The sequence below is a fragment of the Propioniciclava tarda genome (genome assembly GCF_900182665.1).
Lineage (GTDB): Bacteria > Actinomycetota > Actinomycetes > Propionibacteriales > Propionibacteriaceae > Propioniciclava > Propioniciclava tarda.
The window spans coordinates 262,167-275,019 of the sequence record NZ_FXTL01000002.1; the positions used below are offsets into that span (position 1 = coordinate 262,167).

At 68.3% G+C, this 12,853-nt stretch carries 11 protein-coding genes; 7 read left to right on the forward strand and 4 right to left on the reverse strand.

Translation table 11 applies throughout. The features are described 5' to 3' along the window. Positions 1-46 precede the first annotated feature (46 nt). Entirely contained in the window at positions 47-661 is a 615-nt protein-coding gene (locus FN821_RS03125; RefSeq protein ID WP_131171091.1) for a TetR/AcrR family transcriptional regulator, read from the reverse strand. A gap of 70 nt (positions 662-731) precedes the next feature. Here FN821_RS03125 and FN821_RS03130 point away from each other — a divergent pair, with 70 nt between their 5' ends. The 5 genes from FN821_RS03130 (at position 732) to FN821_RS03150 (ending at position 8,906) form a co-directional block, all read left to right on the forward strand. After that, positions 732-5,093: an acyl-CoA dehydratase activase-related protein gene (locus tag FN821_RS03130; RefSeq protein WP_131171092.1), complete on the forward strand. Its 4,362-nt coding sequence runs from the start codon at positions 732-734 to the stop codon at positions 5,091-5,093. Positions 5,094-5,205: 112 nt separating this feature from the next. Beyond that, positions 5,206-6,009 (forward strand): LuxR C-terminal-related transcriptional regulator, encoded by an 804-nt coding sequence (locus FN821_RS03135; RefSeq protein ID WP_131171093.1) that lies wholly within the window; start codon positions 5,206-5,208, stop codon positions 6,007-6,009. A gap of 117 nt (positions 6,010-6,126) precedes the next feature. Further along, complete coding sequence (gene nrfH, locus FN821_RS03140) at positions 6,127-6,615, forward strand: cytochrome c nitrite reductase small subunit (RefSeq protein ID WP_241660068.1); 489 nt, start codon at positions 6,127-6,129, stop codon at positions 6,613-6,615. Between the two features lie 5 nt (positions 6,616-6,620). Next, on the forward strand, positions 6,621-8,186 hold the full coding sequence (locus FN821_RS03145; protein ID WP_131171094.1) for an ammonia-forming cytochrome c nitrite reductase subunit c552: 1,566 nt from the start codon (positions 6,621-6,623) through the stop codon (positions 8,184-8,186). Positions 8,187-8,210: 24 nt separating this feature from the next. After that, the gene (locus tag FN821_RS03150; RefSeq protein ID WP_131171095.1) at positions 8,211-8,906 is read left to right on the forward strand and encodes a tetratricopeptide repeat protein; all 696 of its coding nucleotides are present in this window, start codon (positions 8,211-8,213) and stop codon (positions 8,904-8,906) included. Here FN821_RS03150 and FN821_RS03155 read toward each other — a convergent pair. Further along, positions 8,881-9,414, reverse strand: coding sequence for a hypothetical protein (locus FN821_RS03155; RefSeq protein WP_131171096.1), 534 nt, complete (start codon positions 9,412-9,414; stop codon positions 8,881-8,883). The genes FN821_RS03150 and FN821_RS03155 overlap by 26 nt on opposite strands. A 111-nt stretch (positions 9,415-9,525) precedes the next feature. On the opposite strand from FN821_RS03155, the gene ppk2 reads away from it, so the two are divergent. Next, on the forward strand, positions 9,526-10,422 hold the full coding sequence (gene ppk2 / locus FN821_RS03160) for a polyphosphate kinase 2 (RefSeq protein WP_131171097.1): 897 nt from the start codon (positions 9,526-9,528) through the stop codon (positions 10,420-10,422). Here the strand turns inward: ppk2 and FN821_RS03165 are convergent. Together FN821_RS03165 and FN821_RS03170 are read right to left on the reverse strand one after the other, a co-directional pair. After that, positions 10,419-11,045 carry an L-threonylcarbamoyladenylate synthase gene (locus FN821_RS03165; RefSeq protein ID WP_131171098.1) on the reverse strand — a complete coding sequence of 209 codons (627 nt, stop codon included), beginning with the start codon at positions 11,043-11,045 and terminating at the stop codon, positions 10,419-10,421. The genes ppk2 and FN821_RS03165 overlap by 4 nt on opposite strands. A gap of 26 nt (positions 11,046-11,071) precedes the next feature. After that, the gene (locus FN821_RS03170; protein ID WP_131171099.1) at positions 11,072-11,494 is read right to left on the reverse strand and encodes a pilus assembly protein TadE; all 423 of its coding nucleotides are present in this window, start codon (positions 11,492-11,494) and stop codon (positions 11,072-11,074) included. A 128-nt stretch (positions 11,495-11,622) separates the two neighbouring features. Here FN821_RS03170 and FN821_RS03175 point away from each other — a divergent pair, with 128 nt between their 5' ends. Next, positions 11,623-12,852, forward strand: a complete 1,230-nt coding sequence (locus FN821_RS03175) for a pyrophosphate--fructose-6-phosphate 1-phosphotransferase (RefSeq protein WP_131171100.1) — start codon at positions 11,623-11,625, stop codon at positions 12,850-12,852. Position 12,853: the final 1 nt, after the last annotated feature.

Sequence of the window (12,853 nt, forward strand, 5' to 3'; positions counted from 1 at the left end):
CATCGACGGCGGCGTCCGACCTTGGGGTCGGGCGCCGTGTGCGTCTTTAGGAGGCGGCGACGCTGGCCGCGGCGTCCAGAAGTCGGGCGGCCTCGTCCAGGTAGGCGTCCCGATCGAGGTCGGTGAGGATCGTGCGCTCGGCGAGCAGCCCCATGGCCTGGCCCATCGTGACGTGCGCCAGGTGGATAGCGCGCGCATCGGCGTTCGGTTCGCCCTGCAGGCGCAGCCAGGCGGCCAGTTCGCGCGTGAGGCCCTCGTGGACCGCAGCCATCCGGCTGCGCACGATCTCCTTGAGGTGCGGATCTCTCGACGATCCCGCCCACAGCTGGACGATGAGAGCCGATTCGACGTCGCCGCCCATCACCGCGCCGACGATCATCCGGAGCAGTTGGCCGGGGCTGGCGCCCGTCGCCTCTCGTTGCGACAGCATCCGCTCGAGAGGGTCCACGACGGCCGCCTGAGCGACTGCCGCGACGATGTCGTTCTTGTTCGCGAAGTGGTGATAGATGGTGCCGGCGGAGGCGTCCGAGGCGCGGATCAACTCTGAGATGGACGCCGCATGCACCCCTTCCGCCCGGATCAATCGCGCGGCGGCCTCCACGATCGCATCCCGCTTGGACCGGCGTTGGCCGGTCTGCTCGGAGGGACTTGCCGCGGCCATGTTTCCTCCTGTCGGCGCTCGGGCACTAGAGTAGCGTTACTAGAACGATCATTCGGTTACTGGAGCGTAGATGGCGACACCACCCCTCTCCCTCGGACTGGACATCGGTTCGACGACGGTCAAGGCCGTCGTGTTGGCGGGCGACGACATCGTGTTCAGCGACTACCGACGCCACCATGCCGATGTTCGCGGCGAGTTGCGAGACCTGATCGAGGACGTACGCCGCCACTTCACCGACGAGCCGATGACGGTCGGGGTCACCGGATCAGGCGGGCTGCACGTCTCCGAACTGATGGGCGTCGACTTCTACCAGGAGGTCATCGCCGCCACCGAGGTCATCGAGCGGATCCACCCCGAGGCCGACGTGGTCATCGAGCTCGGCGGTGAGGACGCCAAGATCACCTACCTCAAGCCGGTGCCGGAGCAGCGCATGAACGGCACCTGCGCCGGCGGCACGGGAGCGTTCATCGATCAGATGGCGACCCTGCTCCACACGGACGCCTCCGGCCTCAACGACCTCGCGGCCGACTACACCCACCTCTACCCCATCGCGTCCCGCTGCGGCGTCTTCGCCAAGTCGGACGTCCAGCCGCTGCTCAACCAGGGCGCGGACCACACCGACCTGGCGGCGTCCGTCTTCCAGGCCGTCGCCACCCAGACGATCGCGGGGCTCGCCTGCGGCCACCCGATCCGGGGCAACGTGGTCTTTCTGGGCGGGCCGCTGCACTTCCTGCCCGAGCTGCGCAAGGCCTACGAACGGGCCCTCTCCGGGCAGGTGACCTCCTTCACGACTCCCAGAAATGCGCAGCTGTACGTCGCCCTCGGCGCCGCGATGCTCGCCGCCGCCCGGTACCGGAGTCGGCTGCGTGTCGGCATGGACGCCGAGAGCCGTCCGCTGACCGTGACCTGTCCCCAGCTGGGCGAGGCGCTGAGTTCGGGCGCTCGGGAGGCCACCACGCTGTCCTCGGTCATGCGTCCGCTGTTCGCCTCGGACGCCGAGCGGATCGAGTTCGAGGCGCGCCACGCCGAGGCGAGCGTGCCGCAGGGCGACCTGACGTCGGCGTCCGGGCCGTGTTTCGTCGGCATCGACGCGGGTTCGACCACGATCAAGGCCGTCGTGCTCAACGAGGCCGACGAGATCGTCTTCAGCCACTACGCCTCCAACCAGGGCGATCCCGTCTCCGCCGCCGTCGACATCGTCCGGAACATCCGCCAGAACCTCCCGTCGGACGCCTTCGTCGCCCGAGCCTGCGTCACGGGCTACGGCGAGGGGCTGGTGCAGGCCGCGCTGCGGGTCGACTCCGGCGAGATCGAGACCATGGCTCACTATCGGGCCGCCGAACGCGTAGCCCCTGGCGTCACCAGCGTGATCGACATCGGCGGGCAGGACATGAAGTACCTCCGCATCCGCAACGGCGCCGTCGACTCCATCGCCGTGAACGAGGCGTGCAGCTCGGGCTGCGGAAGCTTCCTCCAGACGTTCGCGCAGACGATGAACACCGACGTCGCCAGCTTCGCGCGCGCCGCGCTGCGGTCCGAGAACCCTGTCGACCTGGGCTCGCGCTGCACGGTCTTCATGAACTCGTCGGTCAAGCAGGCGCAGAAGGAGGGCGCCCACGTCGGCGACATCAGCGCCGGCCTGTCGTACTCCGTCGTCCGGAACGCGCTCTACAAGGTCATCAAGCTGCGGGACGCCGGCCAGCTGGGCGACCGTGTCGTCGTCCAGGGGGGCACGTTCCTCAACGACGCCGTGCTCAGGGCCTTCGAGCTGTTGACCGGCGTTGACGTCGTCCGGCCGGACATCGCCGGGCACATGGGCGCGTACGGGGCGGCCCTCACCGCGAAGCGGGCCTGGCTGCCTGGGCAGCGCTCGACGCTGATGGACCTGCACGAGCTCGACCACTTCGAGCTCAGCACGGAACGCACGATCTGCAAGCTGTGCGCCAACCACTGCGGCCTCACCATCAGCAATTTCGGCGACGGCAGTCGGCACGTCTCGGGCAATCGGTGCGAGCGGGGGGCGTCCGACGAGGCGGTGCCGCGCAAGAGCACCGTCCCCAACCTCTACGACTACAAGTACCGGCGCGTCTTCGCGTACCGGCGCCTGACGGACGCCGCCGCGCGGCGCGGCACCATCGGCATCCCGCGCGTGCTGAACATGTACGAGAACTACCCGCTGTGGTTCACGATCCTCACGCACCTCGGGTTCAAGGTCGTGCTGAGCGGTCGCAGCTCGCACGAGGTGTTCGAGTCAGGCATGGAGTCGATCCCGTCCGAGAACGTCTGCTACCCGGCGAAGCTGGCGCACGGCCACCTCGAACAGCTGCTCGACAAGGGCATTCGCACGATCTTCTATCCGTGCGTGACGAACGAGGTGCAGGCGTTCGAGGCCGCCGACAACAACTTCAACTGCCCGATCGTCGCGTTCTACCCCCAAGTGCTCGCCAAGAACGTGGATGCCCTGCGCGCGGCCGGCGTCCGCTACCTCGATCCGTTCGTGAACCTTGCCAACCCCGACAAGCTCGCCGAGCGGCTCGTCGAGACCTTCGAGGACTTCGACGTGAGCCTGGACGAGGCCAGAGAGGCGGTGGCCCTCGGCTACGCCGAGGACCTGCGCTTCAAGGAGGACGTCCGGGCCGAGGGACGCCGCGCGCTCGACTACCTGGTCGAGCACGGCGCGAAGGGCATCGTGCTCGCCGGACGCCCGTACCACGTCGACCCCGAGATCCATCACGGCATCCCCGAGATGATCAGCCAGCTGGGCATGGTGGTCTTGAGCGAGGACGCCGTCGCCGGCGTTCCTCGCGTGGAGCGTCCGCTGCGGGTGCGCGATCAGTGGAGCTACCACACGCGGCTGTACGAGGCGGCCGCCTTTGTGCGCGACGCGCCCACCTTGCAACTCGTCCAGCTGAACTCGTTCGGCTGCGGCATCGACGCGGTGACGTCGGATCAGGTCCAAGAGATCCTCGAGGCCGCAGACGACGTCTACACCGTGTTGAAGATCGACGAGGTGTCCAACCTGGGGGCCGCCACGATCAGGCTGAGGTCGCTGAAGGCGGCGACCGCCGAGCGCCGCCGTTCCGAGGAGGTCTCGACGCTGCCGGACGAACACGCCCCGGCGCCCTTCCCGGTGTTCACCAAGCAGGCGCGCAAGAACCACACGCTGTACGCGCCGCAGATGGCGCCGATCCACTTCCGTCTGTTCATGCCGATCTTCAATCGGCTCGGCTACAACGTGCAGCTGCTGGAGCACGCGTCGGCCGACGACACCGAGTGCGGCCTGAAATACGTCAACAACGACGTGTGTTACCCGGCGATCATGGTGATCGGTCAGCTCATCAACAAGTTCGTCACGGGCGGCGCGGATCCCCTGAACAGCTCGGTGGTGATCAGCCAGACCGGCGGCATGTGCCGGGCCACCAACTACGCCGGGATGCTCCGCAAGGGGCTGAGGGATGCTGGCTTCGATCAGGTGCCCGTGCTCGCCATGAGCGCGCAAGGTCTCGAGGAGGCCCCCGGGTTCAAGGTGACGCCCGCACTGATTCATCGCGGCGTCCAGGCCCTCGTCATCGGTGACCTGCTGCAGAACGTCTTGCTGCGGGTCCGGCCGTACGAGCTGGTGCCGGGCAGCGCCACCGCCCTCTACGCACGGTGGGACAAGCTCGTCCAGGAGTTCTTCAGCTACGGGGGCTACTCCCCCACGCTGGAACGACGCATCGGCTACTCCTGGATCCTGGACAGCATCGTGGCCGACTTCGACGCCCTGCCGCTCACCGCCGAGCCACGCCGGCCTCGGGTCGGACTCGTCGGCGAGATCCTGGTCAAGTTCTCCCCGGACGCGAACAATCACGCGGTCGCGGTCATCGAGAACGAGGGCTGCGAGGCCGTCCTGCCGGGGCTGCTCGACTTCTTCCTGATGAGCATGTACTCGTCCGGCTGGCGGCTCGACAAGCTGGGCATCGGCACCGCCGGAGGCGTCCGGGGACAGAAGGCCATGATCTGGCTGGTCGAGCAGTACCTGCGCCCCGCCAACAAGGCTCTGGCCCGCAGCCGGGGCAAGTTCACCGTGCCGGCCGACATCGACTCGATGGCCCGACGCGCCGAGACGGTCATCTCGCTGGGCACCACCGCCGGTGAGGGGTGGTTGCTCGTCGCCGAGATGATCGAGCTGATCGAGACCGGGACGCCCAACATCGTGTGTGCTCAGCCTTTCGCCTGCCTGCCGAACCATGTGGTCGGCAAGGGCGTCTTCCGGGAACTCCGGCGGCTCTATCCGGGCGCGAACGTGGTCTCGATCGACTACGACCCCGGGGCGTCCGAAGTGAACCAGCTCAACCGGATCAAGCTGATGGTCGCCACCGCGCACAAGAACGCGCGGTCCGAGAGCCCGGCGAGGGCGTTCGAGGAAGCGTTCTCGGGGGCTGCCCGCTGACCCGGACTCCGTTAAACGCAGAGTCCCCCCGCGTGTACCGATCGGTCTATTAGCGTGCCCGTAAGGGGCCGTCCACCACCCGTTCGCGTCGGCTCCCCCGGGAGGACTGCCCGTGGACTTCACCGTCTGCCGAGCACCACAGGGCGGCGACGTCGCCACCCTGACGACGCGCAAGCTCGCCGTGTTGGCCGGCTCACCGCGCGCCGCCAGGGAGCCGCGGACGCGTCCGTCCCGCGCGTCCGGAGCCGGCGGGTCCTGCGCCGCGTTGGCGCCCTGCCGCGTGATGGTCGTGAGCGAACACCGGCCCACGCGCGCGATCCTTGCGAACGCCTTGGCGGCCCAGGCAGATTTCATCACCGTCTCTCCAGCCGAATCGTGCGTCGCCGCCCTCACCCAGGCCGTCCTGTCCCGCCCGGACATCGTGCTGATCGAGATCGAGGACGCCTTGGCCATCATCGACGACGTGGTCGCGATCCTCGATCGGCTCCCCGCGTGCCGGGTCGTCCTGTGGACGAGCGACGCCACCGACGACGGGCTGGTGACCGCGATCAGGGCTGGCGTCCACGGCTACCTGCTCCGGGACATGCCCATCCCCGAGATGCTCGACTCGCTGCGGTCGGTGCGGGACAAGGGCAATTCACTCTCGAGCACCCTCATCGGCCGCCTGTTCGAGGCCGTGCGCGCCAGCGCCGCGCCGCGCTCCACGGCTCCCGGGCTGGACGAGTTGAGCGAGCGCGAGAAGGAAATCATGCGTTGGGTGGCCGCCGGGCTCACGAATCGCGAGATCGGCCAACGCCTCTTCATCACCGAGGGCACCGTGAAGAACCACGGCCACAGCACCCTGCGCAAGCTGGGTGTATCGGACAGATCGACCGCCGCGTTGATCGTCGCCGGAGGCCTCGCCGGCCAGCGGTGAGCCGGGCCCGACCCAGGTCTGCCCGAATGTATCTACGGTGTGCCTCCATTCATCAGCGGGCACCCCTTCGACAGAAAAGAATGAGAGACGGAACCGCGACGTCGAGGAGGTGCCCGGATGGTCTCCAAGCTCCTGGCCCTGGCCGGTGGGATGCGAGGCTTCCTCGTCCTGATCGGAGCGGGCCTAGTGGGGGTGACCGTCGGGATCATGGGCTTCACGTTCGGCTACGCCAACGGCTTCGCCTACTTCGCCGACGATCCCGCCACCTGCAAGCAGTGCCACTCGATGAACAAGCAGTACGACGCTTGGGCCAAGGGCAGCCACAAGACGGTCGCCTGCCAGGAGTGCCACTCCCCCGAGAAGCACAGCCAACCGGTGCAATGGCTGCTGTCCGAGGCGGACAACGGCTTCTGGCATTCGCTGAAGTTCACGACCGGCGCGTACCCGACCAACATCAAGATCCGAGACCACAACAAGGAGCTCGTCCGCGAGAACTGCTTGAACTGCCACGGGAATCTCGTGAGCCAGATCGAGCAGCCCTCGCTGCACTCCAATGCCCAGATCGACTGCCTCCGTTGCCACAACGAGGTCGGACACAAGAGGTGAATGACATGAGTACCGCTGAAGAGCCCCAGCCCGTCGTGGAGCCCAAGCCCGACCACAGCCGCCGTCGGTGGCTGCTGCCGGCCGCCTTCTTCGTGATCGGCGCGCTGATCACGGGAGGGATCGTCGCGCTCCTCATGAACATCGCGCAGCGGAAGGCGGAAAGCACCCAGCCCTTCTTCCAGGTCGTGCAGCTGACCGAGACCAGCTTCGACCCGGCCGAGTGGGGCAAGAACTTCCCCGCTCAGTACGAGTCGTGGGCGAAGACGGCCGAAATGCCAGCGTCCGAGCAGGCCACCCCGCCGGCCGGTGACCCCCGCGCCTTCATGGCCAAGAGCAAGCTGGCGGCCGATCCGCGCCTCGTCACGATGTGGCAGGGCTACGCGTTCGCCGTCGAGTACAACGAGCCGCGCGGGCACGCGTACATGCTGCTGGATCAGCAGCTGGTGAAGCGCGTCCAGCCGCCGTTCAAGCAGCCGGGCTCCTGCCTGAACTGCCACGCGTCGGTCCCCGAGGTTCTCAACGCCATCGATCCCAAGGATCCCGCGGGCGCCTGGGCCACGATGAACAAGATGCCGTACGCGGACGCCACCAAGCTGGCGAAGCATCCGGTCACCTGCATCGACTGCCACGACCCGGCCACCATGAAGCTGCGGATCACCCGTCCGGCCTTCGTCGAGGGCATCAAGGCTTACAAGGCGACCCAGGGCATCGCGAACTTCGATCCCAATAAGGACGCGACCAACAACGAGATGCGCGCCTTCGTGTGCGCCCAGTGCCACGTCGAGTACTACTTCAAGGGCGACGCCAAGACCCTGGTCTTCCCGTGGAAGAACGGCCTCACCGCCAACAACGCCCTCGACTACTACGACTCGATCGGTTTCAGCGACTTCACCCAGTCGCTGACCGGCGCCAAGGTGCTCAAGGCCCAGCATCCTGATTACGAGACGTGGGCCCAGGGCATCCACGCTAAGAACGGCGTCACCTGCGCCGACTGCCACATGCCGTACACGCGGCAAGGCGCCGTCAAGGTCAGTGACCACCAGGTCCGTAGCCCGATGGCTGACGAGGCGCAGATCAACAAGTCCTGCCTGACCTGCCACCACCAGACCGAGGCCGAGATGAAGGGCCGCGTCGAGACCATCCAGTCCACCTGGAAGGAGTCGTCGTCGAAGTCCTTCGATGCGCTCGATCAGTTGATCCGTGACATCGCGGCGGCCAAGGCCGCGGGCAACGTCAACCCCGATTGGATCGCGGCCGCCCAGCAGTGGCAGCGCAAGGCCCAGTTCTTCCAGGATTACACCGTCAGCGAGAACAGCCGCGGCTTCCACGCCCCGCAGTACGCGCTCAGCATCGTCGCCGACGTGACGGACGCCGCCCGTCGCGGTCAGCTCGCGCTTCGGGGCATCACCGAGCCCGTGACCAAGGATCCGGCCAAGGACTACACGCCGATGAAGGCGACCCCGGCTCCGACGACCGCGGCTCCCGCAACGCCGGCTCCGGCTGCGACGCCAACGCCGATCGTCAACCCCGTCTACAGCCCGGCCGCCCCGGCGCCGACGGCGACCCCGTAAGGCCTGTGACATGACGGTGGCCCGGTGACGAGTCCCTTGGACGACGTCGACAGCGTGGACGATGTCTTGGGGGAGGTCACCGGGCCATCGGCGTCCGCCCGTTCTCTGCGTCGTCCGGTCGCGGCCGGCAGGGGCTGGCGTCCGTCGCGTTGGCTCGTCCTCGCCGCGCTGCTCGCCGGCATCGTCCTGGGCGTGGCGGTCAGCTCGTGGGGGCAGCGTGCCAGTGCCCCGCCCAGCGGCCACCCCACGATGACGCTCCCTACGGCGACGCCCGTGGACGCCGCGGCGCTGAGCGCCCTCGAAGCCAAGGCCGCCGCGGACCCCGCGGACGCCGAGACGCGGGCCGCCATCGCCGCGATGCAGGCCCGCGCCGGGTCTTGGGACAAGGCCGTCGACTGGCAGGGACGCGTGGTGGCGCTGCGCCCTGACCACGCCGACTCTCGGCTCCTGCTGGGGACCTACCTGTTCAATAACGCCGACCTCGAAGGGGCCGAGCGCGAGTGGCTCGAGGTCGTCAAACGGGACCCCAAGAACGCCGCGGGCGCGTACAACCTGGGCTTCCTCTACCTGTCTCGGACGCCCCCCGACGCCGGCCGCGCGCGGGCGTCCTGGCAGCAGGTGATCGACGTGGCCCCGGGCTCGGACCTCGCGATCGAGGCCGCGCAGCAGTTGGCCGCCCTGGCTGCCGTGTCCCCTACACCCTCAGCGCAGCCATCCTGATCTCCCGGGTCTCGGCGTCGGACGCCGACCGCAGCCGTGCGGCGTCCAGTGCGATGTCCCGTCCCACCAGCGCGACCTGCTGCTGGCCGACGTCCATCCAGACAGCCCAGCGCTGCTCGTCTACGACGAAGGCCTCCGCGGGCCGGTCGACGCCGTCGATGACGACCGTTGACGGCGTCCAGGTCACCGAACCCAGCCGCCCCAACTCGGCTTCGACGAGACGGTTGAGCTGATCGCCGGACAGGGCCGGGTCATCGCCCACGACCCCCAGTCGGGCCACCTGCATGACGGCCCACGACTTGATGCGCTCCGCCGCCAGTTCCCGGTGGACGAGCACGTGCAGGTACGCGGGGCGGACCGCGGCGGGGCGGCGTCCGAACAGACGACGCTTGGGGGTCGGGGCGGCGACGAAACACTCGACCCCGAATGGGTCGATCGTGAGTCCCGACGGACGACCCGTCCAGCGGGACAGCGTCAGGTCACAGTCGAACTCGGGTACGTACAGCATGTCTCATCCACTCCACACGCTCGGCGGCCTACGGGGCCAGTACAGCACTGGTCGGCTGGGAATGTTGCTGAGGGGGCTGCGCGGCGAGCCGTGGCAGGCAATCATGTGCTCATGAGTCAGAAGGCAGCCAAGCTCGACAACGACCTGTACGAGGCCGAACTCACGCGGCTCCAGGCCGAGCTGGTCGAGATGCAGGAGTGGGTCAAGGCGACCGGAGCGCGGGTCGTGGTGCTGTTCGAGGGACGCGACGCCGCGGGCAAGGGCGGCGCGATCAAGCGCATCACCGAGTACCTCAACCCGCGCCTCGCCGAGGTCGTCGCCCTGCCAACCCCGACCGAGCGGCAGAAGACGCAGTGGTACTTCCAGCGCTTCGTCGAGCACCTGCCGGCGGCCGGCGAGATCAAGCTCTTCGATCGCTCCTGGTACAACCGGGCCGGCGTCGAACGGGTCATGGGCTACTGCACGCCCGAGGAGTACCAGCGCTTCCTCCGACAGGTGCCGGTCTTCGAACGGATGCTGGTCGACGACGGCATCATGCTGCTCAAGTACTGGTTCTCAGTCAGCGACAAGGAGCAGGAGAAGCGCTTCAAGTCACGGATGACCGATCCGATGCGGCGCTGGAAGCTCTCCCCCACCGACCTGGAGTCCTTGACCCGCTGGGAGGACTACAGCCGCGCCAAGGACGACATGTTCATCCACACTGACATCGAGCCGATGCGCTGGCACGTGGTGGAGGCCGAGGACAAGAAGAAGGCGCGGATCAACATGATCACGCACCTGCTCGAGTCGGTGCCCTACACCCACGTGGACCGCCCCGTGATCGAGTTCCCCAAGCGGCCCAAGGGCACCGGCTACCGTCGCACGGACCAGCGGCTGATGTCGCGGGTTCCCGACTACGCGGCGGCCCTGAATCACGCGGAGGTCCCGCCGAAGTACCACGACCCCGAGGACAACGGCCTGGACGACAACGGGTCGGACGACAGCCCGGAGGCCGAGGCGTCCCCCTAATCCTCGAGGAACGGCGAGGGGTCGCCGACACCGATCCGGACGACCTCGGGCTCCTCGTCGCTGAGGTCGACGATCGTGGTGGGCCCGAGGCCGCAGTCGCCGGAATCGAGGACGGCGTCGACCACGTGGTCGAGCTCTTCCTTGACGGTCCAGCCGTCCGTCAGCGGAGTGTCACTGCCCGGCAGGATCAACGAGCTGGACATCAACGGCGCGCCGAGCTCGGACAGCAGCGCCAGAGCGGTCGTGTGCTGCGGAATCCGGACGCCCACCGTCTTCTTCTTCGGGTGCAACATGACCTTCGGCGTCTCCTTCGTCCCGTGCAGGATGAAGGTGTAGGGGCCGGGCGTGGCGGCCTTGACGGCCCGGAAGACCCGGTTGTCCATGTGCACGTACTCGCCGAGCTGGGAGAACTCGCTGCAGACGAGCGTGAAGTGGTGCTTGGGGCCAAGGTGGCGGATGGCGCGGATGCGCTCGAGCCCGTCGCGGTTGCCCAGGCTGCAGCCGAGGGCGAATCCCGAGTCCGTCGGGTACGCCACGAGCCCCCCCGCACGCACCAGGTCCGCGACCTGGGCGAGAGCGCGGGGCTGGGGGTTGTCGGGATGGACGTCGATGTACCTGGCCACGGGCGAAGCCTAGCGTCGGCGTCCGGTCAGGGCGTGCCGAGCAAGGCGACGGACGCCTGCCCGCCCGCCTCCAGCTGGTTGACCCCGATCAGGCTGAGGAACGTCGTCGGGACCACTCTCCGCGTCGACACCTGGATCGTTCCGCCCGTGACGACGACGCTGGCGGTGAGCCCGGGATGGGTCGCCACGACGGACTGGGCCACGCGCTTGAGGTCAGCCGGATCAGGGGTGACGCCGGCGGCCCGCGCTACCGCGCCGGCGTCCGTCGCGGCCCGGGCGGCCTCCGTGGCGACCTGCTGGCACTCGCGGTCGGCGCTGGAGCGCCTGCCCCCGTCGATGACGAGTCCACCCATCAACAGCAGGGCCACGACAACGGTGGCGACGAACGCGGACAGCGAGGCGCCACGCTCGTCGCTTCGCCGCCGGATCGGCGGGCCGGGGTGGGCCATGCGGGCGATTCTGCCAGGTGGGGCCGCGTCCCGCTCCTGGGACGCCCCCGCCTGTGGACAGGCGTCCCGCACTAGGCTGACCGGGCGGGGACATCCCGCCCGAACGAGACGCGAAAGGTCACCGACCCATGGTCAAGAAAGTCGCCCTCCTCACCGCCGGCGGGTTCGCCCCTTGCCTGTCCACCGCCGTCGGGGCGCTCATCGAGCGCTACACCGAGGTCGCCCCCGACGTGGAGATCATCGCCTACCGCAACGGCTACCAGGGCCTCCTGCAGGGGTCGTTCTACACGGTGACGCCGACGGTCCGCGACAAGGCGGCGCTGCTGGCCTTCTACGGCGGCTCGCCGATCGGCAACTCGCGGGTCAAGCTGACGAACGCCAAGGACCTGGTGAAGCGCGGGCTGGTTCCCGCGGGCGCCGATCCGCTTCAGGTGGCTGCCGATCGCCTGGTCGCCGACGGCGTCGACGTCCTGCACACCATCGGCGGCGACGACACCAACACCACGGCCGCCGACCTCGCGGCCTATCTCAAGAAGCACGACTACGACCTCACGGTCGTGGGCCTGCCGAAGACCATCGACAACGACGTGATCCCGATCCGGCAGTCGCTGGGCGCCGACACCGCCGCCGAGCAGGGCGCGCTCTTCGCCAAGAATGTAATCGCCGAGCACAACTCAAATAGCCGGACGCTCATCGTCCACGAGGTCATGGGTCGCAACTGCGGCTGGCTGACCGCGGCCACGGCCCGCCGGTACCACGACTGGGTGCTGGCTTCGGAGTGGCTGCCGGAGATCGGCCTGGACCAGAAGGCGTGGGATGTGCACGGCGTCTTCGTCCCCGAGGCCGTCATCGATCTGCAGGCCGAGGCCGAGCGCCTCCGCCACGTCATGGACGAGGTCGGCTGCGTGACGATCTTCCTGTCCGAGGGTGCCGGGGTCGAATCCATCGTCGCCGAGTTGGAGGCCAAGGGCGAGACCGTAGCCCGGGACGCCTTCGGCCACATTCGCCTGGAGACCATCAACCCCGGCGCCTGGTTCGGCAAGCAGTTCGCCCACATGCTCGGCGCCAGCAAGACGCTTGTCCAGAAGTCCGGCTACTTCGCCCGCTCTGCGGCGTCCAACGACTTCGATCGCGAGCTGATCACCGAGATGTGCCACCTCGCCGTGGACTCGGCTCTGGCTGGCGTGCCCGGCGTCATCGGCCACGACGAAGAGCGCGGCGACGAACTCCGAGCGATCGAGTTCGAGCGCATCAAGGGCGGCAAGCCGTTCGACATCACCCAGGACTGGTACCTCGAGCTGCTGGCCGGCATCGGGCAGCCCGCGCCGGTCGCGGCCGCGTTGCCTGAGCACCACTGAC

Bases quoted from the DNA above. Each gene is read 5' to 3' on its own strand.
- FN821_RS03170 (WP_131171099.1), bottom strand. From the start codon at position 11,494: ATGGCCCACCCCGGCCCGCCGATCCGGCGGCGAAGCGACGAGCGTGGC.
- FN821_RS03145 (WP_131171094.1), top strand. From the start codon at position 6,621: ATGAGTACCGCTGAAGAGCCCCAGCCCGTCGTGGAGCCCAAGCCCGAC.
- FN821_RS03130 (WP_131171092.1), top strand. From the start codon at position 732: ATGGCGACACCACCCCTCTCCCTCGGACTGGACATCGGTTCGACGACG.
- FN821_RS03125 (WP_131171091.1), bottom strand. From the start codon at position 661: ATGGCCGCGGCAAGTCCCTCCGAGCAGACCGGCCAACGCCGGTCCAAG.
- ppk2 (WP_131171097.1), top strand. From the start codon at position 9,526: ATGAGTCAGAAGGCAGCCAAGCTCGACAACGACCTGTACGAGGCCGAA.
- nrfH (WP_241660068.1), top strand. From the start codon at position 6,127: ATGGTCTCCAAGCTCCTGGCCCTGGCCGGTGGGATGCGAGGCTTCCTC.
- FN821_RS03155 (WP_131171096.1), bottom strand. From the start codon at position 9,414: ATGCTGTACGTACCCGAGTTCGACTGTGACCTGACGCTGTCCCGCTGG.
- FN821_RS03175 (WP_131171100.1), top strand. From the start codon at position 11,623: ATGGTCAAGAAAGTCGCCCTCCTCACCGCCGGCGGGTTCGCCCCTTGC.